This is a genomic window from Sphingomonas sp. 320_CC (assembly GCF_059691795.1).
Genome location: NZ_JCAWAE010000005.1, coordinates 142,807 through 167,998, shown reverse-complemented (window position 1 = coordinate 167,998; position 25,192 = coordinate 142,807). Strand labels below are relative to the sequence as shown.

At 63.2% G+C, this 25,192-nt stretch carries 23 protein-coding genes and 1 pseudogene; 19 read left to right on the top strand and 5 right to left on the bottom strand.

All coding sequences use genetic code 11. The features are described 5' to 3' along the window. Positions 1-25: 25 nt before the first annotated feature. Genes AC59GX_RS18995 through AC59GX_RS18980 form a run of 4 tightly spaced genes read left to right on the top strand, consistent with a single transcriptional unit; the run spans position 26 to position 5,557 of the window. On the top strand, positions 26-1,567 hold the full coding sequence (locus AC59GX_RS18995; RefSeq protein WP_497302269.1) for a Y-family DNA polymerase: 1,542 nt from the start codon (positions 26-28) through the stop codon (positions 1,565-1,567). Further along, positions 1,564-4,827: an error-prone DNA polymerase gene (locus AC59GX_RS18990; protein ID WP_497302268.1), complete on the top strand. Its 3,264-nt coding sequence runs from the start codon at positions 1,564-1,566 to the stop codon at positions 4,825-4,827. The genes AC59GX_RS18995 and AC59GX_RS18990 overlap by 4 nt, the downstream gene beginning before the upstream one ends. Beyond that, entirely contained in the window at positions 4,827-5,114 is a 288-nt protein-coding gene (locus AC59GX_RS18985) for a hypothetical protein (protein WP_497302267.1), read from the top strand. Before AC59GX_RS18990 ends, AC59GX_RS18985 begins: the two co-directional genes overlap by 1 nt. Positions 5,115-5,116: 2 nt before the next feature. After that, positions 5,117-5,557, top strand: a complete 441-nt coding sequence (locus tag AC59GX_RS18980) for a hypothetical protein (protein ID WP_497302266.1) — start codon at positions 5,117-5,119, stop codon at positions 5,555-5,557. A 33-nt stretch (positions 5,558-5,590) separates the two neighbouring features. On the opposite strand, the gene AC59GX_RS18975 is transcribed toward AC59GX_RS18980, so the two are convergent. After that, complete coding sequence (locus AC59GX_RS18975; protein WP_497302265.1) at positions 5,591-6,400, bottom strand: SirB1 family protein; 810 nt, start codon at positions 6,398-6,400, stop codon at positions 5,591-5,593. A 353-nt stretch (positions 6,401-6,753) separates the two neighbouring features. Here AC59GX_RS18975 and AC59GX_RS18970 point away from each other — a divergent pair, with 353 nt between their 5' ends. The 6 genes from AC59GX_RS18970 (at position 6,754) to xth (ending at position 12,839) form a co-directional block, all read left to right on the top strand. Further along, positions 6,754-7,245, top strand: coding sequence for a nucleoside deaminase (locus AC59GX_RS18970; protein ID WP_056413848.1), 492 nt, complete (start codon positions 6,754-6,756; stop codon positions 7,243-7,245). 107 nt (positions 7,246-7,352) lie between these two features. Then, on the top strand, positions 7,353-7,868 hold the full coding sequence (locus tag AC59GX_RS18965) for a YciE/YciF ferroxidase family protein (RefSeq protein WP_497302264.1): 516 nt from the start codon (positions 7,353-7,355) through the stop codon (positions 7,866-7,868). Between the two features lie 66 nt (positions 7,869-7,934). Continuing rightward, entirely contained in the window at positions 7,935-8,201 is a 267-nt protein-coding gene (locus tag AC59GX_RS18960) for a hypothetical protein (protein ID WP_497302263.1), read from the top strand. A gap of 315 nt (positions 8,202-8,516) precedes the next feature. Beyond that, positions 8,517-9,530 (top strand): ATP-dependent DNA ligase, encoded by a 1,014-nt coding sequence (locus AC59GX_RS18955; RefSeq protein WP_497302328.1) that lies wholly within the window; start codon positions 8,517-8,519, stop codon positions 9,528-9,530. Beyond that, positions 9,527-12,016 (top strand): DNA ligase D, encoded by a 2,490-nt coding sequence (ligD, locus tag AC59GX_RS18950; protein ID WP_497302262.1) that lies wholly within the window; start codon positions 9,527-9,529, stop codon positions 12,014-12,016. The genes AC59GX_RS18955 and ligD overlap by 4 nt, the downstream gene beginning before the upstream one ends. 25 nt (positions 12,017-12,041) lie before the next feature. Then, the gene (gene xth / locus AC59GX_RS18945; protein ID WP_497302261.1) at positions 12,042-12,839 is read left to right on the top strand and encodes an exodeoxyribonuclease III; all 798 of its coding nucleotides are present in this window, start codon (positions 12,042-12,044) and stop codon (positions 12,837-12,839) included. A gap of 137 nt (positions 12,840-12,976) precedes the next feature. Here xth and AC59GX_RS18940 read toward each other — a convergent pair whose 3' ends face one another. Next, positions 12,977-13,177 carry a DUF3606 domain-containing protein gene (locus tag AC59GX_RS18940; RefSeq protein ID WP_426283650.1) on the bottom strand — a complete coding sequence of 67 codons (201 nt, stop codon included), beginning with the start codon at positions 13,175-13,177 and terminating at the stop codon, positions 12,977-12,979. A gap of 442 nt (positions 13,178-13,619) precedes the next feature. On the opposite strand from AC59GX_RS18940, the gene AC59GX_RS18935 reads away from it, so the two are divergent. Genes AC59GX_RS18935 through AC59GX_RS18915 form a run of 5 tightly spaced genes read left to right on the top strand, consistent with a single transcriptional unit; the run spans position 13,620 to position 19,171 of the window. Beyond that, positions 13,620-14,588, top strand: a complete 969-nt coding sequence (locus tag AC59GX_RS18935) for a cytochrome c oxidase subunit II (protein ID WP_426283779.1) — start codon at positions 13,620-13,622, stop codon at positions 14,586-14,588. Then, positions 14,585-17,131 carry a cytochrome c oxidase subunit I gene (ctaD, locus tag AC59GX_RS18930; protein WP_497302260.1) on the top strand — a complete coding sequence of 849 codons (2,547 nt, stop codon included), beginning with the start codon at positions 14,585-14,587 and terminating at the stop codon, positions 17,129-17,131. The genes AC59GX_RS18935 and ctaD overlap by 4 nt, the downstream gene beginning before the upstream one ends. Continuing rightward, positions 17,128-17,529, top strand: coding sequence for a hypothetical protein (locus AC59GX_RS18925; RefSeq protein ID WP_426283648.1), 402 nt, complete (start codon positions 17,128-17,130; stop codon positions 17,527-17,529). The genes ctaD and AC59GX_RS18925 overlap by 4 nt, the downstream gene beginning before the upstream one ends. After that, the gene (locus tag AC59GX_RS18920; protein WP_497302259.1) at positions 17,526-18,146 is read left to right on the top strand and encodes a cytochrome c oxidase assembly protein; all 621 of its coding nucleotides are present in this window, start codon (positions 17,526-17,528) and stop codon (positions 18,144-18,146) included. Before AC59GX_RS18925 ends, AC59GX_RS18920 begins: the two co-directional genes overlap by 4 nt. Continuing rightward, positions 18,143-19,171 carry a c-type cytochrome gene (locus tag AC59GX_RS18915; RefSeq protein WP_426283646.1) on the top strand — a complete coding sequence of 343 codons (1,029 nt, stop codon included), beginning with the start codon at positions 18,143-18,145 and terminating at the stop codon, positions 19,169-19,171. The genes AC59GX_RS18920 and AC59GX_RS18915 overlap by 4 nt, the downstream gene beginning before the upstream one ends. A gap of 279 nt (positions 19,172-19,450) precedes the next feature. Here AC59GX_RS18915 and AC59GX_RS18910 read toward each other — a convergent pair whose 3' ends face one another. Further along, a complete protein-coding gene (locus AC59GX_RS18910) occupies positions 19,451-19,837 on the bottom strand; it encodes a winged helix-turn-helix transcriptional regulator (RefSeq protein WP_497302258.1) in 387 nt (128 codons plus the stop codon). 86 nt (positions 19,838-19,923) lie between these two features. On the opposite strand from AC59GX_RS18910, the gene AC59GX_RS18905 reads away from it, so the two are divergent. From AC59GX_RS18905 to AC59GX_RS18890, 4 genes are all read left to right on the top strand, one after another. Beyond that, entirely contained in the window at positions 19,924-20,691 is a 768-nt protein-coding gene (locus AC59GX_RS18905; protein ID WP_497302257.1) for an NADPH-dependent F420 reductase, read from the top strand. Between the two features lie 55 nt (positions 20,692-20,746). Then, complete coding sequence (locus AC59GX_RS18900) at positions 20,747-21,736, top strand: zinc-dependent alcohol dehydrogenase family protein (protein ID WP_497302256.1); 990 nt, start codon at positions 20,747-20,749, stop codon at positions 21,734-21,736. Positions 21,737-21,923: 187 nt separating this feature from the next. Continuing rightward, a complete protein-coding gene (locus tag AC59GX_RS18895) occupies positions 21,924-22,244 on the top strand; it encodes a BrnT family toxin (protein ID WP_497302255.1) in 321 nt (106 codons plus the stop codon). Further along, on the top strand, positions 22,225-22,509 hold the full coding sequence (locus AC59GX_RS18890; protein ID WP_497302254.1) for a BrnA antitoxin family protein: 285 nt from the start codon (positions 22,225-22,227) through the stop codon (positions 22,507-22,509). The genes AC59GX_RS18895 and AC59GX_RS18890 overlap by 20 nt, the downstream gene beginning before the upstream one ends. Positions 22,510-22,565: 56 nt before the next feature. Here the strand turns inward: AC59GX_RS18890 and AC59GX_RS18885 are convergent. Both AC59GX_RS18885 and AC59GX_RS18880 read right to left on the bottom strand, forming a co-directional pair. Continuing rightward, positions 22,566-22,644: pseudogene (locus AC59GX_RS18885) on the bottom strand. A 623-nt stretch (positions 22,645-23,267) separates the two neighbouring features. After that, positions 23,268-25,190, bottom strand: coding sequence for a type IV secretory system conjugative DNA transfer family protein (locus AC59GX_RS18880; protein WP_497302253.1), 1,923 nt, complete (start codon positions 25,188-25,190; stop codon positions 23,268-23,270). Between the last annotated feature and the right edge of the window lie 2 nt (positions 25,191-25,192).

Genomic DNA, 25,192 nt, shown 5'->3' with positions numbered 1-25,192 from the left:
GCTGCCCGCGCATGCGAAACCACCCATGCGTGAACTTGGCCGACGATCGGAAGCGGCGAACCATCCGTTTCACGGACCAGCGCCAGTGGACAGTCACGACAGGGTCGCGGCGACCGTTGCCGCGTTTCACAGGGCGCCGCTCGCGCTGGTGGGCAAGGTCGGCCGGCGCGAAGAGGTGGTTGCCGCCTGCGATGGCGCTGCCGCGTTAGGGATCACGATCGGGATGGCCGCGACCCATGCGCGTGCGCTGGTGTCCGATCTCGACATCCGACCGTCCGAGACCGAGGCGGATGCCGTGTTACTGGATCAGCTCGCGCTGCGTGCAGTGCGACGCTGGTCGCCGATCGCCGCAGCCACACCGCCCGACGGGCTGTGGCTCGACGTGACCGGCTGCGCGCATCTCCATGGCGGGGAAGAACGGTTCTGCCGGCGTCTGCGCGCGTTTTGCCAGCGTGCCGGGTTCACGGCCCGCGTGGCGGTTGCAGACACACCGGGCGCGGCACACGCTATTGCCCGGTTCGGGCCTGCCGACATCGCGATCGTGCCCACAGGGCGGACGGTCGACGCGCTCAGCGGCCTACCGGTCGCCGCCTTGCGCCTAGCAGGCACCGCGCTCGTTGCTGCCCGCAAGTTCGGCTTCGAACGCGTCGCCGATCTCCTGCCAGTTGCCCGCGGGCCTTTGGCACGCCGGCTCGGGCTGGCCGCAATCACGCGGCTCGATCAGGCACTCGGCGCGGTCGCCGAACCCATCACGCCGCGCACCGACGAGGTCATGCCGGTCGTCGAGCGCCGATTGCTCGAACCGATCGTCACCGCAGACGCGATTGCGCAGGTCATGGAGGATCTCCTCGGCGACATGGCCGAACTGCTGCGCGCGAAAGGGCTTGGCGTACGATCGCTGCGGCTCGGTGGCCTACGCGTCGATGGCACCGAGCAGGTCGTGGCCGTCGGCACCTCACGCCCGACGCGCGAGGTCTCGCACCTGTTGCGGCTCATGAAGCTCAGGATCGAGCGGATCGATCCAGGTCTGGGGCTCGAGCAATTCTATCTGGCGGCGCCGCACACCGAGCCCCTCGACGCGGTCGATCTCGGCGCGGTTCTCGCCGGTGAGGTTCTCGTGCGTGATCCGGCCCGTCTCGTCGACGTCGTTGCCGGCCGCATCGGCGCTGATGCCGTGTTCCGGATCGCCCCTGTTGAAAGCCACGTGCCCGAGCGCGCCGTCGTGCGCGCCGACCCGGTGGTAGCGCCCTCGGGCTGGCCGAAATGGCGACGACCAACGCGCCTGCTGGCCAGACCCGAACCGCTTTGGGGTGTCATAGCGCTGATGCCCGATCAGCCGCCCAGACGGTTCGAGTGGCGCGGCAGGCCGCACAAGGTCGTTGCGGGCGACGGCCCCGAGCGGATCCACGGTGAGTGGTGGCGCCGCGACGCAGAAGTATGGGCGGTGCGCGACTATTACCGCGTCGAGGACGAGACCGGTGGTCGCTACTGGGTATTCCGGCGTGGCGACGGCTTCGTCGACGACACCGGCGATCTGAGCTGGTGGATGCACGGCGTGTTCGCATGACGGACTATGTCGAACTCCAGGTCCTCACGCACTTCTCACTGCTGCGCGGCGCATCGAGTCCCGAGGAGCTGTTCGCGGCTGCAGCGCTGCTCAGCTATCCCTCGATCGGCGTCAGCGACATCGGCACCGTCGCAGGGGTGGTGCGCGCATGGGAAGCGCAGAAGGCGACGGGCGTTCGCTCGATCGCAGGCACGCGCGTTAATCTATCCTGCGGCCGGCAGTTGCTGCTGTACCCGACCAACCGCCCCGCCTGGTCGCGGCTGACGCGTTTGCTGACAGTGGGCAAGAAGCGGGCGGGGAAGGGGGGATGCCTCCTCCACTGGCATGACCTCGAACCCTGGTCGGAGGGCATGATCGCCATCCTGCTGCCGGTTGAGCCGGACGAAGCGAATCTGGCAGCGCTCGCCGACTTGAAGACGGTCTATGGTCGTCGCGGGTATATGGCATTGTTTCAGCGGCGCCGACCGGACGATGCCGTCCGGATCGACGCGCTGGCGCGGCAGGCGGGCGGCGCTGGCGTTCGTGCGGTGGTGACGGGGGATGTCCTCTACCACGCGCCCGAAGCAAGGCTGCTACAAGACGTGGTGACGGCCGTGCGCGAGAAATGCACTGTCGACGAACTCGGCTACCGGCGCGAGGTCAACGCCGATCGGGCGCTCAAATCCCCCGACGAGATGGTCCGGCGGTTCAAGGCGTATCCCGATGCGCTGCGTGCCAGCGTCGATATCGCCCGCCTATGTACCTTCGATCTGGGCGAGCTGGCCTATCAATACCCCCACGAGCGGCTGATCGACGGGCTGACCGCACAAGAGGCTCTGCAGAAGCTGACGGAAGGCGCGGTCGACGCCCTGTTCAACGGCGCGGTGCCGGCTGCCTATACCGAGCAGATCGCGCACGAGATGCGGCTGATCGGCGAGCTCGGCTATGCGCCGTATTTCCTGACCGTCTACGCGATCGTCCGCGAGGCGCGCCGGCGCGGCATCCTGTGCCAGGGGCGCGGTTCGGCTGCCAATTCCTGCGTCTGCTTCGTGCTAGGCGTCACCTCGATCGACCCGATCAAGCACGAGTTGCTGTTCGAGCGGTTCGTCAGTGGTGAGCGCCGCGAGCCGCCCGATATCGACGTCGATTTCGAGCATGAACGCCGCGAAGAGATCATCCAGTGGATCTACGAAACCTATGGCCGCAACCACTCGGCGTTGACCGCGGTCGTCACACGCTACCGGGCGCGGGGCGCGGTGCGCGATGTCGGCAAGGCGCTCGGCTTGCCCGAGGATCTGACCTCGTCATTGGCAGGGCAAGTGTGGGGCTGGTCGGCCGAAGGCGTCGGCGAAAAGCAGGTCAACGAGCTGAACCTCGACATCGGCGATCGTCGCCTGCGCCTGACGCTCGAGCTGGCCCGCAAGCTGATCGGCGTACCGCGCCATATGAGCCAGCATCCAGGTGGCTTCGTCCTCACCCATGACCGTCTCGACGATCTGGTCCCGATCGAACCCGCCGCGATGGAAGACCGGCAGATCATCGAATGGGACAAGGACGACATCGATGCGCTGAAGTTCATGAAGGTCGACGTGCTGGGTCTCGGCATGCTCGGCTGCATGAACCGCGCCTTTAACATGCTCGAGGCGGACAAGGGGCTGCGCGTCGGCCTGGCCGATCTGCAGGACGACGATCCCGACGTCTACGCAATGATCTCGAAGGCCGATACGCTCGGTACGTTCCAGATCGAAAGCCGCGCGCAGATGTCGATGCTGCCGCGGATGAAGCCGCGACGTTTCTACGACCTCGTCATTCAGGTGGCGATCGTGCGACCGGGACCGATCCAAGGCGACATGGTCCACCCGTATCTGCGCCGGCGCGAAGGGCTGGAGAAGCCGGAATACCCACGGCCCGAGCTGCGCGCGGTGCTGGAAAAGACGCTCGGGGTGCCCCTGTTCCAGGAACAGGCGATGAAGGTCGCGATCGTCGGCGCCGGGTTCACGCCGGCCGAAGCCGATCAGCTGCGCCGCGCGATGGCGACGTTCAAGTTTACAGGTGGCGTGTCGCACTTCAGCGAAAAGCTGATCGGGGGCATGGTCGAGCGCGGTTATCCGCGTGAATTTGCCGAACGCACCTTCCGCCAGCTCGAGGGGTTCGGGTCTTACGGCTTCCCCGAGAGCCACGCCGCCTCGTTCGCCAAGATCTCCTACGCATCGTCGTGGATGAAGCATCATCATCCCGACGTGTTCTGCGCGGCACTGATGAATGCGCAGCCGATGGGCTTCTACGCGCCCGCGCAGATTGTCCGCGATGCGCGCGAACACGGCGTCGTGGTTCGCCCCCCTTGCGTCAACGCAAGCCGCTGGGACTGCACGCTGGAGCCGTATGGCGGGCGGTACCTCGCCGTACGGCTGGGGCTCCGGCAGATCCGCGGCCTGTCCAACGCGGACGGCGCGAAGATCGTCGGCGCGCGCGAGCTGACCGCGTTCGAAAGCGTGGAAGATGTGTGGCGGCGATCGAGCGTCCAGCGCGCGGCGATCGAGAAGCTCGCCGATGGCGATGCCTTTCATAGCTTCGGTGCCGATCGTCGGCAGGGCTTGTGGAAGGTGAGGGGGCTCGGCGAAGCGCCGTTGCCGCTGTTCGCCGCGGCCGACCGCGCCGACCAGGCCGTCAGCGCGGAAGGGATTGAGCCTGATGTCGAACTGCGGCCACTGACCGACGGTCGTGAGGTGATTGAGGACTACCGCGCGCTGCAACTCTCGCTGCGCGCGCATCCGCTGACCTTCGTCCGCGATGAGCTGGCCAGGCGTGGCGTAACCAAATGCGCGGACCTGGCCACCATCCGCGATGGACGCCATGTCGAGGTCGCCGGCATCATTCTCGTTCGCCAGAAGCCGGGGTCTGCCAAAGGCGTTCTGTTCATCACGATCGAAGACGAGACGGGAATCGCCAACGGCATCCTTTGGCCCGATCGGTTCGAGCGCCAACGCCGTACCGTCATGTCCGCGTCGATGATCGGCATGAAGGGCAGGGTGCAGAAGGAGGGCGAGGTCATCCACGTCATCTGCGACCGGATCATCGACCACGGCGATCTGCTGCACCGGGTCGGCGAGATGTCGTTCCCGCACCGGACCGGCCGCGGTGACGGCGCGAAGCATGCCGGCTCCCCCGACCGCGGGGACAAGGGCTGGAGCCCTGCCCCTCGCAATTCCTACTGGCCGCCCCATGCGGACGGGATGGATCCGGAAGCTGTCGTGAAGTTCAAATCTCACGACTTCCACTGATGGCCACGCTCGTCCGCCATCAACGCGTTGTCATCGCGCTATCAGTGCATATCTTGCGGGGCGGCGTTGCGCGCTGCTCGGACGCTCGCGTCGATGTCGTCGAGATCCGGTTGGCGCTGCGCTGCCTGCTGCCACACTGCCCGGAACGCTGGCCACTCGAACTCTACTGGGATGCCGCAGCCCAAGAGAACGAGATCGGCAGGGCACAGGGCGTGACCGCGGCGTTCAACGGGATTGTCCGCCAGCTGAGGCGCGCTGGCTGTTATGAAGAGGTAACCGAACCGTGAGTATGCGACTACCGCGAGCAGCCATTGCTCGCGTTCCCGACGGCACGCGGATCGTCAGCGTTGAGCGCATGTCGCGGGCTTTTACCAAATACCATCTGGATGACGGACGCGCACTGCACCGGTTCAAGATGGAAGAGCCGCATGCGACCCCGCATGATCACCCCTGGAGCTTCGACACCGAGATCCTTGATGGCGGCTATGTCGAAGAGGTGTTCCACTTGGATCCAAACGGCGGTTGGCACAGCGAACTGGTTCACCGACTCCCTGGCGAAACCTACCATGTCGACGCTGCGCACATTCACCGCATCGTGGAGCTGCCGACGGGTGAGTGCTGGACCCTCGTCCGCGCAGGTCTCCACACACGCGAGACCCGGTTCTGGCGTTTCAGAGACGCGGTTCAGTCCCGGGCCTGGCATGAGCGCCGATGGACGCGCTTAGGATAAGGCATCACGGCAAGGGTCGATCCACCGCAATATTCATGACGGCGTTGGCCGGGGAAGGGCATCGAGCGCTGCCGATACCTGCAGGCGCAGATCGTCGTCCCGGGTAATTTCCAGCATCGCGCTGAGACTGCTGCGGGCGCCGGCCACATCACCTGCGACCAGTTGAAGTCTGGCGCGCTCCCACCAACCATGGGCATGCGTAGGCGCCACGATCGTCATACGGTCGTACAGGACCAGCGCGCGTGCGGGATCCCCGGCCTGCTCGGCACGGGTCGCCTGGTTGAGCAGCAGGCGGACGAGCGCCGACCGGTTCGACAGGGGAAGCATCCCGTCGGAAAACCGGGCCTGGCCCGTCATCTGCTCCAGCAAGGCTTCCACCTGTGCAGGGGCGACGATGCGACCATCGTTGAAGGGATCGATGATCAGCGCATCCGACGCGTCGCCAAGGCGCACCAGGACGTGACCGGGGGTATTGAGCGGCATTGCCGACCATCCGAGACGTCGTGCCATCGCCACATAGAGGATCGAAAGACTGATCGGCAGACCGAGCCTGCGATCGACGACCGCGATCAGGTCCGCATTCTGCGGATCGTCATAGTGTGTGCGGTCGCCGGAAAACCCGAACTCCTCAACCATCACGCTGCTCAGGGCCTGAGCCTGAGCAGCGCTGCTCACTGCGTCGCCGTCAGCAGCGCGCAGGGCTATTTCCATGTCCGTGAGCTCGTCGAGATATTCGTCGAGATCGATACCGGGATGATCGAGCGCTGCGAGTTCTAGGGCGGCCAGATCAAGCTCGATTTCGCCGTCTTCCATCAGCCCGAGATGAAGAATGCTATTGGTCATGCGCCGGTAGATGGGGGGCTGCTTCGATCGTTTCTATGGCAACGTTCGGGTAAGCGGCCCGGCGTACCCTGCGTCACGTGCGATCCCAACATGTTGGGCGCCGATCCACCCGAAAGCCATCATCACGATTCTGGATCCGGCAGACATCGATACCTGGCTGCGCGGATCGTATGACGATATCGTCCGCCTGCACAAACCCTATGACCCTGCAAGATGACCGTCTGAGAGCCTGTCTTCGCAACCCGCAGCAAGGAACGGTAGCGTTCGGCCTTCCTCGGCAAGCAAACACGACTGCGCCGAACGATCCATTGTGTCCGCTACGCGTTGTGCGACCGTAACAGGGAGCCGAAACGATGACGCAGGATGACGAACGCTGGATGCGCGAAGCCATTGCGATCGCCCGATCGAAGGGCTCCGATCCTTCGACCTCGCCGCTTGGGTGTGTGATCGTTCTCGACGGCAAGGTTATCGCGGGCGAGCGCAACCAGACGAAGGAATTGCCGGACGCGACAGCGCATGCGGAGATGATGGCAATCCGACGGGCGTGTGAAAGCACGGGGGAATTGGAACTGCGCGGTGCGACGCTCTACTCCACGCTGCAGCCCTGCGGCATGTGCACGATGGCGTCGATCTGGTCGAAGGTCGGCCGCGTCGTTTACGGGGCGGGCCGCGATGATGTTCATGAGATGTATTTCGAAGCGCAGCACGTCGACACGCTCGCGTTCATCGGCGACGCCTACCGCGACGACATCGTCATCGAGGGAGGGTGCCTTCGCAACGACTGCGCCAAGCTCTATTATGGTCCCGACGCTGAGCTACCAGTCGACGAGCAGGCAAATCTATAGCCCGCTGAGGCGGCGCGAAACCGAACGAAACTTACCCTGGAGTCGGTGCGTTGCGGCGGTGCCGGAGCAGTTTGCTTCGCGGCTATCCGCTCAGCGAGGACACTATCATGGGCCTGTTTTCCAAAGACATCGTGACGTTCGACGACCTGTTCCTGCATCAGCTGCAGGACGTTTATTACGCGGAAAACCCGATCACCAAGGCCTTGCCGAAGATGGTCGACAAGGCGACGGCACCAGCCCTGAAGCAAGGTTTCGAAACCCATCTGCGTGAGACGGAAGGGCAGATCACACGCCTCGAGAGCATCTTCGACCTGCTCGGCGAGAAGGCAAAAGCAGTGACCTGTCCGGCGATCGACGGCATCATCAAGGAAGCCAACGAAGTCGCTGGCGAGATCGAGGACAAGGCCGTGCTCGACGCTGCGCTGATCGCGTCGGCACAGGCGGTCGAGCATTACGAGATTACGCGGTACGGCACGCTGATCGCCTGGGCGAACCAGCTCGGCCGCGCCGATATCGCAGCGATCCTGAAAGAGACGCTCGACGAGGAATATGCGACCGACGACAAGCTGACGGCGATGGCAACGTCGAGCGTGAACGCAAAGGCGGAAGCAGTTACCGCATAAGCGTTTCAGTGTCGGAGGGCCGATGCCCCCCGACCAGTTTCTAGCTTTTCATGAAAGGCACGTTCGATGGCCGACGATATCGCATTCACGCTTCCCGAAGCCCTGCGTGCGCAAAAGCACATGCGCGATGCGCTAGGCCTGGGCGAGGAACGGTTCCCGGTGCCCGCCTTCATCAACATGGTAAGCGACGAGATCGAGCAGCTGCGCGACGCTGGCAGGACCGATGGCGAAATCGCCACGCTTGTCAAAGAATCGAGCGGTCATGCGCTCACCGAAGCGGATATAGCGCGCTACTACACGCCGGTCGAAGACCGGCACTCCAACGAGCATTGAATCCGCCCCTACCAGGCCAGCGATTACGTCCCTTGTCAGGGGCAGGGGGCACAGGTTTGCTGTTCTGATCAGGACCACCGATCCCCGCGCCGGAGCGGCAGGAACAGATGGCGACCGGGAGCTTTTATAACTGAAAGCCGTCTGGAGTGATCTTATGTTCAAAGATGCCGTGATCAAATCGATTGAGCTTAACGGTTTTCCCAGTTCGGTTGGCGTTGCTCCGCTGCCAAGTCGGCAGGAACGACGTCGCGAGGCAGCAAAGGCAAAACGACTGGCTCCCAAACAGTGTGCCTGCTGCGCCACGGACCAGAACTGATGGTCGCAGACCGGCCCTCGCCAATGGAAGCCAAGCTCGTCAATGAGCTGCCGGCCGAGCCGGGTTGGCAATATGAGCCCAAATGGGACGGTTTCAGGGCCTTGGTCTTCCGCGATGGCGAGGTGGTCGACATCCTTTCCAAATCGGGAAAGCCGCTCGGTCGCTACTTTCCCGAGATCGTCGCGCTCATCGCATCAGTCCCGCAGGCGCGTTTCGTGCTCGACGGCGAAATCATCCTGCCGATCGCGGACATCCTCTCGTTCGATGCGCTTCAGGCACGGCTGCATCCGGCGCAAAGCCGGATCGATCGTCTGGCGAAAGAGACGCCTGCGCAGCTGATGCTGTTCGATTGCCTTGGCTTCGATGATACCGACTTCAGCAGCGCGCCGCTCTCGGCACGCCGGAAAACGTTGGAGACGTTCCATGCCCGACACGCTCGGCCTGGTCTTCTGCTCTCACCCTGTAGCGACGATATCAACGACGCTACGACCTGGCTGGCAACGAGCGGCGGGGCGTTGGACGGTGTCGTCGCGAAACGGCTCGACGAGCCTTACCGCAGCGGGGAACGCGCCATGCTGAAGGTGAAGCAGCATCGCAGCGCGGATTGCGTCGTAGGCGGCTTCAGACGCGTGAAGGAGGGTAGCGAGGTGGCATCGCTCCTTCTCGGGCTTTACGATGATAGCGGAAGGCTCAATCATGTCGGCTTCACGTCAGGTATCGCCGCGGCCGACCGCACGGCGCTTACCGCAAAGCTCGAGCCGTTAGTCGAAGCCCCGGGCTTCACTGGCAAAGCTCCCGGCGGTCCCAGTCGCTGGAACGACGGTCGTGAGAGCGAGTGGGTCCCATTGCGGCCTGAGCTCGTCGTCGAAGTGCTGTACGATCAGGTGACGGGTGATCGGTTCCGGCACGGTACGCGCATCCTGCGCTGGCGTCCCGATAAGGCACCTGAGGCGTGCACCATGGATCAGCTGGAGCACGAGCTTCGCCCTGCTGAACTGGGCATAGCATCATGACTGATTCCTCCTCCAGCGATGCCCTGGCGAAATACCGGGAAAAGCGGGATTTCGCCAAGACCGCCGAACCTGAGGGCAGGATCGCTAAGGCAGGGGGCAACCGCTTCGTCGTGCAGAAGCATGCCGCGTCCCGCCCGCACTATGACTTGCGGCTCGAACTCGACGGCGTTCTCAAGAGCTGGGCCGTCACCCGAGGACCCAGCAGCAATCCTGACGACAAACGTCTTGCGGTTCGTACCGAAGACCACCCCGTCGAGTACGCCACGTTCGAAGGCACGATCCCGAAGTCCGAATATGGCGGCGGAACCATGATGCTGTGGGACACGGGGACGTGGGAACCGCTCGCTGGCAAGGACCCGAGCAAGACGCTGCCCGAGGGGCATCTCCACTTCTTCCTGCATGGGCAGCGCCTGAAAGGCGAATGGATGCTCTTCAGGCTAAAGCCGCGCGGAAAGGAGAAGGGCGAGAACTGGATCCTGCGCAAGGTCACCGACGACCAGGTCGGCGGATCAGAGGACCTAGGAACACACCTCACCGGGGTCGTCAGCGGCCTGACTATGGAACAGATCGCCGCAGGCGAGCGAGGCAAGTCGGGTGCGCCCCCAACGCCTGCCGCAAAGCCTGCGACGAAAGCTGCAAGATCACGATCGACAAGCCGTGAGAAGGCAGGCTCGCCTCCGCCGTTCCAACCTGTCCAGCTCGCGACGCTTGTCGATCATGTGCCCGCCGGCAACGCCTGGCTGCACGAGATGAAATATGACGGGTATCGAACGCTGGTGGCGGTCGGTGGCGGTACGGGGCGTGCCTATACCCGGTCCGGAATGGACTGGACGGAAAAGTTTGCCGGCTTCGTTGCCGACGCCGCAAATTTGGATGCTTCGTCTGCTCTCATCGATGGTGAGGCAGTGGTCGTTGATGCCGACGGCAAGACCAACTTCCAGGCGTTGCAAGCTGCGCTCAAAGGAGACCCGGACGCGATCCTGTACTACGCGTTTGACCTGCTCGCACTCGACGGTGAGGATCTGACCGGACAACCGCTATCGGAGCGAAAGGCGAAGCTTGCGTCGTTGCTCGCGGGCGGCACCGACCGGATCCGCTACTCGGACCACATCGTCGGCCGCGGTGAGGAGCTGTTCGACATGTTTTGCGCCGAAGGCCTCGAAGGTGTCATCTCGAAGCGCGCGGACGCGCGCTATGTCGGCTCGCGGTCCGGCAGCTGGCTGAAGACGAAGTGTATCCAGAGACAGGAGTTCGTCATCGTCGGCTGGTTGCCGTCCGACAAGCAGCGAGGGTTCAAGTCGCTCCTTTTGGGCGTCAACGAGGACGGTCATCTCCGCTATGCCGGCAAGGTCGGAACAGGGTATACGGGCAAGGAGATCGACAAGCTGATGGATCTGATGACGCCGCTGGCCGTCACGAAGCCGACCGTCACCGCACCACGCGCAGCCGTACGCGGCGCACGTTGGATCAAGCCGCAGCTGGTTGCCGAAGTAGCGTTCATGGAAGTGACGAGCGACGGGGTGTTGCGCCACTCCAGCTATCTGGGTTTGCGTCAGGACAAGAAACCGGAGGCGGTCGTCGTCGAGAAGCCTGCGCCCGTTGCCAAGCTCGAGGCACCCGAGCCGTCCGTAGTCCGGGTGACGAACCGGGAACGAGTGATCTTTCCCGAGTCCGCAATTACCAAAGGCCAGCTCGCCGACTATTACCAGGCTGTGTCCGGCATCATGCTGCCTTGGTGCGGAAGTCGCCCGATAAGCCTGGTCCGCTGTCCGCAGGGCCGAGGGAAGAAGTGCTTTTTCCAAAAGCATGACGCCGGCAGCTTCGGCGATCACGTCCACCATGTCGGGATCGCCGAGAAGGACGGACATGACGAACCCTATTTGTTCGTCGATGATGCCGAGGGTCTCGTCACCTGCGTCCAGATGGGGACGATCGAGTTCCACGGCTGGGGTGCGCGGATCGAGGACGTCGAGAAGGCCGACCGGCTGGTGTTCGATCTCGATCCTGATGAAGGCCTCGATTTCAAGGACGTCATTTCCGCGGCCCTTCAGGTCCGCGACGTGTTGGCCCAGATGGGTCTTGAGACCTTTCCGATGGTGACGGGCGGAAAGGGCATTCACGTCATCGCGCCGCTGACGCCGCAGGCCGAGTGGCCGGCCGTGAAGGATTTCGCACACCGCTTGGCACTCGTCCTGGCCCAGTCCGAACCCGATCGATTTACCGCAGCCCTTGCAAAGGCCAAGCGAACAGGACGCATCTTCATCGACTATCTTCGCAATCAGCGCGGGGCGACGGCTGTCATGCCGTATAGTGCTCGTGCTCGCGAAGGCGCGCCCGTTGCCGTACCCATCACGTGGGAAGAGCTCGCTAAACTCGACCGCGCATCGGGCTGGCACATCGGCGATGCAGGCGCGCTGCTGAAGCGCGCAGCGTCAAAGGATCTGGTCGGTTGGGGGCGCGCTGACCAAATTTTGCCCGACCTATGATCGTCTCTGTTCGCTTGGCGCCCCGATGAAGATCGCAACCTACAACGTGAATGGCATCAACGGTCGCCTGCCGGTGCTTCTGCGCTGGCTGGAAGAAGCACAACCCGACGTCGTCTGCCTGCAGGAACTGAAGGCGCCGGACGAGAAGTTCCCATTGAGTGCGATCGAGGCGGCTGGCTATGGCGCGATCTGGCAGGGCCAGAAGAGCTGGAACGGCGTCGCTATTCTCGCTCGTGGCGCAGAACCCGTCGAGACGCGGCGCGGGTTGCCTGGCGACCCGGACGACGTTCAGAGCCGCTATCTCGAAGCGGCCGTTGGCGGCATTCTGGTCGCAGGCTTCTATCTACCCAATGGCAATCCGAGGCCGGGTCCGAAATTCGATTACAAGCTCGCCTGGATGGAGCGCCTGATTGCTCATGCGGCCACGCTGTTCGACACCGATGCGCCGGTCGTGCTGGCCGGCGACTACAATGTGATGCCGACCGAGATGGACGTTTACAAGCCGGAACGATGGATCAAGGACGCGCTGTTTGCGCCAGAAGTCCGAGCCGCGTTCTTTCGTTTGATCGATCAGGGTTGGCTGGATGCGCTACGGGCAAAGCATCCCGACGAAACGATCTACACGTTCTGGGACTACTTCAGGAACGCGTATGGTCGCAATGCCGGGCTAAGGCTCGATCATCTTCTCCTGAACGCCCCTGCAGCCGCGCGACTGGCGGACACGCAGGTCGATCATCACGTCAGAGGGTGGGAGAAGACCAGCGACCACGCCCCCGTCTGGATCAAACTGAAGGCCGTCCGACGGAAGCGTTCCGCCTCCTGATTGGCCGAACGATGGGAGAGACTTAACTGTGAATTGAAGAAAAGTCTGCCGACAGGCTTTGGGCACTGCCGTGGCCTACAAGCGTAGTCGTTGTTCGATGTAATTCAGGTTGGCGCGGAAGCGCCGAGCAGAAGCTCTTAGGCTTTGCCGCGCTCACCAATTAGCTTTCCTGCTGCCGCGTCGAGCTTCTCGCGGTCGTTGCCAACCTCGGCGATCAGGTCACGTGCCTGTTGCGCGCTAAGCCCATGCTTTTGCGAAAAATACTCGACCTCGTAAGGTTCGCTTCCCGAGACACGACTCCGATCACGGCCGTCGGTCTTGCTCTTGTCGTCTGCCATTGTATGTCTCCAAACAATCCTGATCCTAAACGCTTAGGTTTGCCGTAGTTTCCGTATGGATCGTCACACAAGCAAGGGCAGCCGTCGTTCGATCAGACATTTGGAAACTGATTAGATCAGCGTCAAAGGCTTGTAGATAAACCTCACGCCAATGTACCATACATGGGTTACCGATCCGGGTGAGCGGAGCGCTCGTGCGGAGACGGTCTAATGTTGCAGTTCGGCGGTGAGAGTCTGGAGCCTAGCTGAAAGCCGGACGGACTATCGCCAACAGACCTTTTTTGCTCGGCTACTCCGGCGGCACGAACCGAACGTCTAGGTCGGGCATGCCTACATGATCCGCTCCGGTTGACATCCCCACATGACATTTCTGTCATTTTGGGTTTACGCAGCCCTGCCAGCCTGTTTAGAGGACGCCCTTCTAAAGGGTGGCAAGGTGATGATGCGGAAGGCTATTTTTCTTTCCGTGGGCGCGTGCCTGCCGCTGATGGCGGCATGCAACCGGCACCAGTCGACGCTCGCGCCGTTCGGCGAGGAGGCGGACAAGGTCCTCTCGATCACGATCGTTCTGGTCATCGGCGCAATCATTCTGGCGGGCGGGCTCGCGTTGCTGATGCGCCACGCGATGCGCGCGCCGGAAGGTCGGCTGACGCACAAGGGCGGGATGAAGCTGGTGCTTTGGCTAGGCGGCATCGGGCCTTCGATCCTGCTGCTGGGCCTGTTGCTCTACTCCCTCCCCGCAATGCGACCACGCGAGGTGGCCAACGGCGACCTGCGTATCGGCGTCGAGGGCGAGCAATTCTGGTGGCGCGTCCGCTATGCGCCGCCGGGCGGATCGGTGGTCGAGACCGCGAACGAACTCCGCCTGCCCGTCGGCCGCACGGTCGAGCTGTTGCTCCGCAGCCCCGACGTCATCCACAGCTTCTGGGTCCCGGGCTTGGCGGGCAAGATGGACATGATCCCCGGCCGCACCAACCGTCTCGTCGTTCGCGCGACCAAGGCGGGGACGTACCGCGGCGTCTGCGCGGAGTTCTGCGGGCTCGGCCACGCTCTGATGGCGTTCGACGTGATCGCGATGGAGCCGACCGCGTTCGAGCGCTGGCTCGCCGAGCAGCGCAAGCCCGCTATCGTTACCGCGTCGCCCGGCGCGCGCCTGTTCGCGAGTTACGGCTGTAGCGGCTGCCACAGCGTCCGCGGCATCGGACCGGTCGCGAAGATCGGCCCCGATCTGACACACTTTGGGTCGCGCCCGACGCTCGCCGCGGGCGTGCTGCCGATGACGCACGCCAACATCGCTGGATTCGTGCGCGATCCCGGCAAGACCAAGCCCGGCGTGCGGATGCCGGCCTTCCCGCAGATGTCGGCCGCCGAAGCCGACCAGATCGCAAGCTACCTTCAGGGGCTCAAATGACCACCGAGAGCACCCAATATATCGCGCCCGACCAGAATGATCCCGCGGTCCGCAAGGGCCAGGAAGATCGTCTGCGTGAAGTGTGGAAGCCGCCGACCGGCTGGTTCTTCCGCTGGACCGACGTCAACAACAACCGGATCGGCGTGTGGTATACGCTGACGGCGTTCGGGTTCATGCTCTTCGCGGGCGTGCTAGCGCTGATCATGCGCACGCAGCTGGCGGTGCCGAACAATGACCTGGTGACGGCGAACACGTTCAACCAGCTGTTCACGCTGCACGGCTCGATGATGATGTTCCTGTTCGCGGTGCCGATGTTCGAGGCGGTCTCGATCATCCTGCTGCCGCAGCTGCTCGGCGCGCGCGACCTGCCGTTTCCGCGGCTGTCGGGGTTCGGCTATTGGAGCTTCCTGATCGGCGGCGTGTTCGTGTCGGGCTCGATCTTCTTCGACGCGGCACCCGATGGCGGCTGGTTCATGTATCCGCCGCTGACGACGCGGACCGACCTAAGCGGGCTCGGCGCGGACATCTGGATGCTGGGGCTGAGCTTCATCGAGGTGTCGTCGGTGGCGGCCGCGGTCGAACTGATCGTCGGCGTGCTGAAATGCCGCCCGCCGGGCATGCGGCTCAACCTGATGCCGCTCTATGCCTGGTACATCCTGGTCGTCGCGGTGATGATCCTGTTCGCGTTTCCGCCTTTGATCGCCGGCGACGTGCTGTTCGAGATGGAGCGGCTGCTGAACTGGCCGTTCTTCAACGCGGAGAAGGGCGGCGATCCGCTGTTGTGGCAGCACCTGTTCTGGATCTTCGGGCATCCGGAAGTCTACATCGTCTTCCTGCCGTCGATCGCGCTGTTCGCGATGCTGATCCCGACCTTCGCGCAACGCCATCTGCTCGGCTATCCGTGGATCGTGCTGGCCGCGGTCGGCACCGCGTTTCTAAGCTTCGGGCTGTGGGTCCACCACATGTTCACGACCGGGCTACCCAAGATCAGCCTCGCGTTTTTTGCAGCCGCCTCGGAAGCCGTCGCGATCCCGACCGGCGTGCAGATCTTCGTGTTCATCGCGACTTTGTGGGCGGGCAACGTCAAGAAATCGACGCCGCTGCTCTATGCGAGCGGGAGCCTGGCGGTGTTCGTGATCGGCGGGCTGACCGGCGTGATGGTCGCGGTAGCGCCGTTCGACTGGCAGGCGCACGACACCTATTTCATCGTCGCGCATCTGCATTACGTGCTGATCGGCGGCACGCTGCTGCCGTTGTTCGCTGGGCTGTATTATTACTGGCCGCTGGTGACGGGAAAGAAGCTCAGCGACAAGCTCGGGCGGATCGCGTTCTGGATCATGTTCGTGGGCATGAACCTGACCTTCTTCCCGATGCATCTGTCGGGGCTGCTCGGCATGCCGCGGCGCGTGTTCACGTACCCAGAGGAACTCGGGATCGGCGGCCTCAACCTCGCCTCGACCGCGGGTTCGTACATGTTCGCAGCTGGCGTGCTGATCGTCTGCATCGACCTCGCGCTGTCGCCGCGTCGCCCAAAGGCCCCGCGCAATCCGTGGAATGCCGGGACGCTTGAATGGCTCGCACTGCCCGACGACGAGGATTGGGGTATCCGCTCGGTGCCGCTGATCGAGAGCCGCTATCCGATCTGGGACCAGAAGAACTTCGTCCAGAAAGTCGACGAGGGGCGCTTCTTCCTGCCCGACGCGGAGGAGATGCGGCGCGAGTCGATCATCACGACCGTGCTCGACGCGCGCCCGTTGCAGGTGATCCGCCTCGGTACGCCGAGCGTGAAGCCGATGATGACCGCGGTCGCGCTCGCCGGCGTATTCATCCTGACGACGTACCATCTCTACATCTGGTCGGCGGTCAGCGGCGTCGCGACGCTCGCCTGCGTGCTGTGGTGGCTGTGGACCGGCACCGCCGAGATCCCCGAAAAGCCGACCAAGCATATCGGCCACGGCATCGAGGTGCCGCTGTACACGTCGGGGCCATCGGCACCGGGCTGGTGGGCGATGTTCATCACGATGATGGCCGACGCGACCGCGTTCTCGGGGCTGGTGTTCGGCTATTTCTTCTTCTGGACGATCCACAACGATTTCCCGCCGAGCGGCACAGGGCTGAACGGGCCGGGCGTATTCTGGCCGATGGTCGCGTTGGCGCTGACGCTGACCGGCTGGGCCGCAACCGTCGGCGCGCGCGAAGTGCATCGCCGCGGCAACGTTGGTGCGGGACGCGCGCTGCTGGTCGTCGGGATCGTCGCGACGCTGTCGAGCCTGTTCGCCGGGCTCGCCGGGCCGTGGTATTCGGGGCTCGATCCCGAACTCCACGTCTATCCCGCGATCGTCTGGACGCTGGCGATCTGGACCGCGGTGCACGCCGCGATCGGGGTCATCATGCAGGCCTACACCTTCGCGCGCAGCCTCGCAGGCAAGATGACGCCGGTCTATGACGCGGACCTGCGCAACATCACCGTGTACCATCACTTCCTCGCGCTGACCGGGATCGTGACGTTCTGCACGATCGGCCTGTTCCCGGGTGTCGCATGACAGAGCCCAAATCTGACCGGAAGCACTGGGCTCGCGACCTGAAGGTGACGCTGTGGACGCTGATCGTCCCGCCGACGATCTGGGCCGTGCATTTCCTGTTCTGCTATCTGTGGGTCGCGGTGACCTGCGCGAAATCCCCGACTCCGGGAACGGCGTTGACCGGCTTCCCGCTGGCCACGCTGATCGCGACGATCGTTGCGCTGCTCGGGATCGTTGCGGCTGGTTATATCGCTCGCGTCCAGTCAGAGACGCCCGGCGATCCGGCCCCGCACGAACAGGGGACAGCGATCGACCGCCTCCGCTTCCTCGCGCTGTCGACGCGGTTGCTGGCGGGACTAAGCTTCGTCGCGGTGATCTTCACGGCCCTACCGGTCATTATGTTTGGCGACTGCCGATGAGACGCGCAAGCCTTGCGCTTGGCGCCGCGCTAGTCCCACTCGGCTGGGCCTTCGCAGCAGCACCGCTCGGAATGGTCGGCCACATGGCAGGGCACATGATCGCAGTCGCGGTCGCGGCGCCGTTCCTCGCCTACGGGATCGCCGGGAGCCGCTTCGACCCAGCCGAGCGTTGGCCTGCAATCGTTACCCCGCTCGCGATGTCGCTCGTCGAACTCGTCGTCGTATGGCTCTGGCACCTCCCCGCGCTGAGGCTCCGCGTCGACATGCAGCCGCTTGCCTTGCTGATCGAGCAAGTGAGCTTCCTCATTGCCGGCGTCCTCCTGTGGAGCGCAGTGCTCGGGACGCGCATTGGCGGCGCCACCGACCGTCGCGCGTCAGGCGTTGCCGCATTGCTGCTGACATCGATGCACATGACCCTGCTCGGAGCGCTGATCGGCCTCGCCCCGCGACCGCTCTACGCGATGATGGCGATGCACCCGGCAACACACGGCCTCGACGCACTCGAAGACCAGCAACTCGGCGGTGTCGTCATGCTGATGGTCGGCGCGGCGAGCTATTTCATCGGCGGGCTCGCAATGCTCGGCGGACTGTTGAAGACACGGAGCGCGACCGCATGACGATCCGGATCACCTGGGCGCGCGCCGCTGCCGCGATTCTTGCACTGGCACTCGCCGGGCTATTGTTCGCCTGGTCGGGCGTGTTCAATATCGCCGCGTCGTCGGGCCATTGGAAGATCACCGACTGGTTCCTCCACTGGACGATGCGCAACTCGGTCCGCACCTACGCCGCGGTCACCGCCCCCGACGATCCCAAGGCAAAAGAGGGGCTCGTCAGCGCCGCCGGCCTGTTCAAGGCAAGCTGCGCCTCGTGCCACGGCGCGCCTGGCGTCCGTCCGCTGCCCGTAATGCAGGCCGCGACGCCCCCTGCCCCTAACCTCGCGGTCAACGCGCGCGAGTGGACTGACAAGCAGATCTTCTGGATCCTTAAGCACGGCGTCAAATATACCGGCATGCCCGGCTGGGCCGCCAAGGACCGCGACGACGAAGTCCGCCGCATGGTCGCCTTCGTCCGCCTGCTGCCCGAGATGTCGCCCGCGACCTATCGCTCGCTGACCGAAGTGCCGGGCGTCACCGATGCCAAGATCGCCACCTGCGCAGGCTGTCACGGCGCCGACGGACGTGGCCGCGGCCAACCCGACATGCCCGTCCTCGGTGGGCAGAGTCCCGCGTATCTCCGCGCGGCGCTTGAAGCCTATGCGACCGGAAAGCGGCAGAGCGCGGTGATGGCGAACGCCGCCACGACGCTGACGCCCGGGGACATGACGCGCCTCGCGGATCACTTCGCGGTGTTGCCGGGAGTCGGCCGCGCAACGCCATCGGGATCGACCGCGGCCGCCCGGATCGACCGCGAAGGGCTGCCGAAGGTGCAGCTCCCCGCGTGCTCGAGCTGCCATTCTCCCGGCAAGCCCTACCCCGTCCTCGCCGGCCAGCGCGCCAGCTACATCGCCCAACGCCTCCGCAACTGGCGCGGCGACGAGACGGTGGTCGACGCCCGCAAATCGCAATCGACGATGCCGGTCATCGCCCGCCGCATCCCCGAGGATATGATCGATCCGCTGGCCCAGTATCTGGCGGGCCGCTGAATTACCGCACAGGCGATGCCGCCGACTCTTGAACGAAAGGCTCAAGCTTCGTGCTTAAGCATGCCCGCGATCATAGTTTAGTGCTCGATCCCTAGCGGCGATCTTAATGCAGACCCACAATCGGACGCTCACGCCCATCCCCTCGCTTCCCAACTTCAGACGCTGGATAATCTTTGCGAATGACCGATTTCGGAGGGCTATCCTCTCGCGAATGTCGTGATGGGAGAGGAAAGCAGCCATCCGCTTTTGGGGCTTCAATCGAATTAGCAGCCGTCTAAGCTACACTGACCCTTGTTCTCCCGATTTAGCCGACGTCTCGGCCTCACGTCGCATGAACGTCCAATCGATTAGCGCTTCGATCGACGGCCCGAGTGCCAGGCCGATTTCACTCAGCGCATATTCGACCCTGGGCGGAACTTGAGGATAGATCGTCCGGGTGACGATCCCGTCCTTCTCCAGTTCTTTTAGCTGTTGAATCAGCATTTTCTGATTCACGCCTTCGACACGACGTTCCAGCTCGGAGAAGCGCAAAGGCGCTCGTGCGGCAAACAGTTGGAAGATGATCACCATCTTCCACTTGCCCTCCAGGACGCGGAGGGCCTCGCTCGTCGCGGCGGCCCACACGAGCTGCTGCTGTGGGTCCTCGCATTGCCAGTCACGCTGCATGTGTCACTTACCTTTTGGTGAGTTACCCACCTATCAGTAGGTTCTTGTCAGTTCTGGTACCTGACCATAATTCCCGGTGCGACGCAATGATCGCAGAGGAACGACACATGAAGATCGGCATTCTTGGGACAGGGCATATCGGCAAGACACTCGTCACGAGGTTGAGCGAGGCGGGCCATGAGGTGAAGGTGGCCAACTCTCGCGGGCCCGAGACGATCGATCCCGAGCTCCTGTCAGCCGGCGCCCGTGCCGTGACGACGGAGGATGCGCTGACCGACGTTGAGGTCGTCATCCTCTCGATACCTCTCAACCGTATTGCCGCAATTGCACCGTTGGTGGCTCGCCTGCCTGAGGAGACGGTCGTGATCGACACCTCCAACTATTACCCGTTCCGGGACTCCAAGATCCAGGCGATCGAAGACGGACAGGTGGAAAGCCTGTGGGTGGCTGAGCAACTTTGCCGCCCGATCGCAAAGGCATGGAATGCGATCGGCTCCGCCTCTCTTGCCAAGAAGGGCAAGCCGGCAGGGACACCGGACCGGATAGCCATTCCCGTTGCAGCGGACCGTGAGCGCGATCGGCGGATCACGATGGAACTGGTGAGCGATACCGGCCTGGATGCCTTCGATGCTGGCTCGTTGGCGGCCTCGTGGCGTCAGCAGGCCGGCGCGCCGGTCTATTGCACCGACCTGACCCTCGCCGAGATTCCTGCGGCTCTCGACGTTGCGGAGAAGGACAGGCTCCCCAAGCGCCGGGACCTAGCGGTCGCGGTGATGCAGGAGCGCTTGGGTGACGGAACCACGAACCCTGACGAGGACTGGGGCGTCCGCCTCGTCCGCGCCATCAATATGTAAACGCCGGCCGAACCGCTTCATTCCAATAGCCATCCATCTACCAGAGGATCAGACCATGACCCGCGTTGTACGCTTTCACGAATACGGCCCCGCAGACGTGCTGCGCATCGACGACATCGAGGTTCCTGCACCTACCGCCGATGAGGTGCAGATTGCAGTCAGAGCGATCGGCTTGAACCGCGCAGAGGTAATGTTCCGCAACGGCGCTTACCTTCAGGAAGCGGAGTTCCCCTCGCGGCTCGGGTACGAGGCCGCAGGGTTGGTCAAGACCACCGGCAGCGACGTGTCAGGCTTTGCGAATGGCGACGCCGTGAGCGTCATCCCAACGCTCGATATGTCGCGCTGGTCGACCTACGGCGAGATCATCAACATCCCGGCGCGCTACGTCGTCAAGCACCCCGCCGCCCTCTCGTTCGAGAAGGCAGCCGCCTCCTGGATGCAGTATACCACCGCCTGGGGTGCGCTTGTCGATCAGGCGAAGGTCACGGCAGAGGACTTCGTCATTGTGTCAGCCGCATCGAGCAGCGTCGGCATCGCGGCGATCCAGGTGGCTCGCAGCGTCGGGGCGACGGTGATTGCGACCACCCGTACGAATGCCAAGGCTCGGGCGCTGACCGATGCCGGTGCGCATCATGTGATCGCCACCGCCGATGGCGATTTGGCCGCGCGTGTGAACGAGATCACCGGCGGAAAGGGCGCTCGCGTAGTGTTCGATCCGATCGGCGGTCCTGCTATCGCCCAATTCGCCGAGGTAATGGCTGTGGGCGGCATCCTGCTGGAATATGGCGCCCTCAGCCCAGACGACGGGCCGTTTCCGCAGTTCGCGGTGCTGGGCAAAAGCCTGACGATCAAGGGCTACCTGTACACCGAAATTGTCGGCGATGATGAAGCGCTGGCGCGAGCCAAGGCATTCATCACCAAGGGTCTGGAAAGCGGCAAACTAGACCCGCTGGTGTCGCGGACATTCCCGTTCGACCAGATTCAGGAAGCGACCCGCTTCCTCGAGTCCAACGAGCAGATCGGCAAGATCGTCGTGACTGTCTGATCCGCTATCGGGAGGGCCCTCCTAGGGTTCTCCCGATATGAAATGGGTGTGGCAGTCTAACGACTACGACTACGACTGCACCGCAGCGTCCGAGCTGAACAAACGGCAGCTTCCGGCTTTAGGTATTCGCTCAGCGAACGACAGTTTGAGGGCGTAACTGCCGCTGCTCACTTGCGAAAACAGCATAGTGTACATACACATCCGTAAATACAGGAGCGGCGGTGGATTTTTTGTGGGACGATGGAAGGCCGCATCGAATCTCGCCAAGCACGGGGTCTTTTTCGAGCTGGCGCGCGAGGTTTGGAGCGATCCGCTCTACGTGGTCCTTCCTGATCGCATGGAAGGCGGCGAGCAGCGCTGGCACGCTATCGGCATGATCAGTGCTGTTGTCGTCCTGGTGGTCGTTCACAGCCATCCGCAACCGGATAACGAAGACCGGGTCCGGATCATCAGCGCCCGAAAAGCAACGGCACACGAAAGGAAACGCTATGAGCAAGAAAGCGCTTAGTCCCGAGTTACAGGATCAGCTCGATCGGCTCGCAGCTCTGCCGGACGATCAGATCGACACCATCGATATCCCCGAAGCATCGGCCGAAGCGTGGAAGCATGCCCGCCGGCCAGGTCTGTATCGCCCTATCAAAAAGCCCGTCACGCTCCGGCTCGATGCCGATATCGTGAGCTGGTTCAAGGAGCACGCCCATGATCGCGGCTACCAGACCGAAATTAACCGCGTGCTGCGCCGCTACGTTGCAGAGAGCGAAGCGCAGGCCTGACGCTATCCATACCGCTGCTTAGCCGCTCCCACTGCCGACTGATATGTGGGCAGAGTTGCCAACGGCAGGGGATCGAACCCGCACCCGTCGCCGAGATCGCTGTAGCGATACGTCTACCAATTCCGTCACGCTGGCACGCACCAAGTTCGGGAAAATCCCGTCATTAAGCAATGTCCGGTTTCGGGTGGCGCGGTTCGCTGGGGGAATGGCTATCTTTGGGTGCCCCTGCCGTCGCAAAAGGGACCCCTTTTGCAACGCGGCCCGTGCCAGCTTTGATTCTCGAAATAGGATCGAGTTTCAGGAATTAACCGCTGCCTCGTATTGTGGTGTGTGGAACAAGAATATCGGATTAGGCTGTGCAGTCTTACCTTATCGGCATGATCTTACCCGTGCCAGGCTCGGGGCGTCTGGTTCTATTCGAAGCGTATCCGACGAGGGATGTCATTCACCGCGAAATCTGGGGGCGAGAGATGTTCCTGTTCGACGCCGGCTACCGGCTCGTTTGGTAGATCGCGCCGGAACCAGGCGCGACGGACGACATGCACCGGAATTCGATGCGACCCGCCCCGCGACCGACACCTTCTCCGCCATCAGCAATATCGACGAACGATTTTATGCGAGCCGGATCGGCGGTGACACCTTTGTGATCGATATGTCTCCACCTTTTATCGTCATTTTCCAAAGGGCGGTAAGGCCGAGACAGGTGACAAATAGCTCTAACAGACCGTGCCAATTAGCGATGACATCTACACCCCGAGTTACGCAGCTTTCTCTTCGACGGTGCAAACACCGTCGAAGAGCTTGCGAACCTGCTCTTTTGGCGGAACCGCAAGGCAATCCTTGATCGCCGCTCGATTTAGTCTCCGCCCCTTCTTAACTTGGCTTCCCGTCGGACTAGCAGCATCGGACGCGGATGGGGTGGCTGCCGCGGCAGCGGCAGCTGCAGCGTCATCGGCGGCCTGCGTCGCCTCGATCACGCGCAAACTATTTGCCGCGATCGCGGGGTCGACGCGGATCGGGGGCATTTGCGGCGCCGGTATCTTGGTCCGCTCGATCAGGTGCTTCTCCGCGTAATAGCGGACCTTCTTGCCGTAGGTCGCGTACATGCCGCGCCGGAAGACGATCAGATCGTTTTCCGGCAGCAGCTCGACTTCCTGTGGGAGCATCAGCGGCCGGCGCTGATCGGACTCGGACGTCGACCCACCTCCGCCACCCCAGGTGCCCATCGAGCGCGACCGCGCCTTGTATGTGTAACTGCCGAGCTGGTCAGAGATCTTCTTCGCCTCGGACAAGGCAGCCGGACGCAGCACGAGCCGTACCGCGCAGTTGCGCTCGATGTCGGCCGCCACCTTGTCGCCATAGACGCCCTGGATCTGCTCGAGCGACTGGAACGCCGGCAGCATCCGCAATCCATAGCCAGCGACATAGCTGAAGGCATTTGCCAGCACGGTGCATTTGCCGAGGCTGGCGAACTCGTCGAGTGCGAGCAGCACTTTGACCTGGTGGACGCCCTCCTTCGGCAACTCGCGGACGTTTCGGTCGATGAGCTGCTGGAAAAGCAAGCCGTAGATCGGCGCAACCCGCTCCAGATCGTCGGGCGAGACGCCGAGGTAAAGCGAGATCCGCTTGTCGCGGAACTCGCTCAGATCGAAATCGCTCTCCGACGTCGCCGCATCGACATACGGGTTCAGCCAGGCATTGATCTTCGACGTGACGGACTGACGCAGGCCGGAGAAGGTGTTTGCCGACGAGCCGGTGTAATCCTGGATCGCCGAGACGCACGCGGTCGAGAGCGGCTTACCAGCCTTCTCGCGCGCCGCGATGATCTTGGGGAAACGGCGCTGTGCATCGACAGCCGCGAACTGGCGATAAACCTCGCCGAGCGTGAAGGGGAGGGCGTTCTCCCCATCGTCGACGGTTGCGGCGATATACGCTGTGACGCCGAGGAACGCGGTGCGCGCGCCCTCGGCCCAGAACGTCTCGCCAGTCAGCGGATCGGGGTAGAGCATCGCCGCGATCTTCTGCAGCTCGTTGATGACCTCGACCGGATCTCGCCGGTTGATGTAGCCCAGCGGATTCCACCGCACGGTGCGGCCACTCGTATCGAGCGGATTGAACAGCAGCACGATTTGCCGAAGGACCTCCTTCCGGTAGCCGGCGGTATTCTCGTAATTCTCCTGCTTGATGTCGAGCACGACCAGCGAGTCCGGCCAGTCGAGCAGATTGGGGATGATGACGCCGACACCCTTGCCGGCGCGGGTCGGTGCCTCGAGCATGACATGCTCGGGACCACCAAAGCGCATCACTTTGCCATTGAATTTGCCCAGCACGATGCCGGTCTGGGAGAGCAGCAGGCCCTTCTTGACCTCGTTGATGCGCGCCCAGCGTGCTTCGCCATGCAGCTTCTGTCGCGTGAACAACGTCGAGATGATGATGATGACGGTCAGAACCATGCCGACACCGAAGCCGATCAGGAACGGCTGATAGACAATCGGATATCCTTTTAGCGCCCAAAGCGCGGCGGGCACCTTGCGCCACGGCGTATGTGCATTGAGCAAGTGCGCCTTGAACAGAACGGCGACCGCGCCGATCGCCGCGCTCATCACCAACCCAATCAGGGCCAAAAACGCGATCGCTGCCGGCTGCGACCCCTCGTCGCTCCAAATCCATTTACCGCTCACGC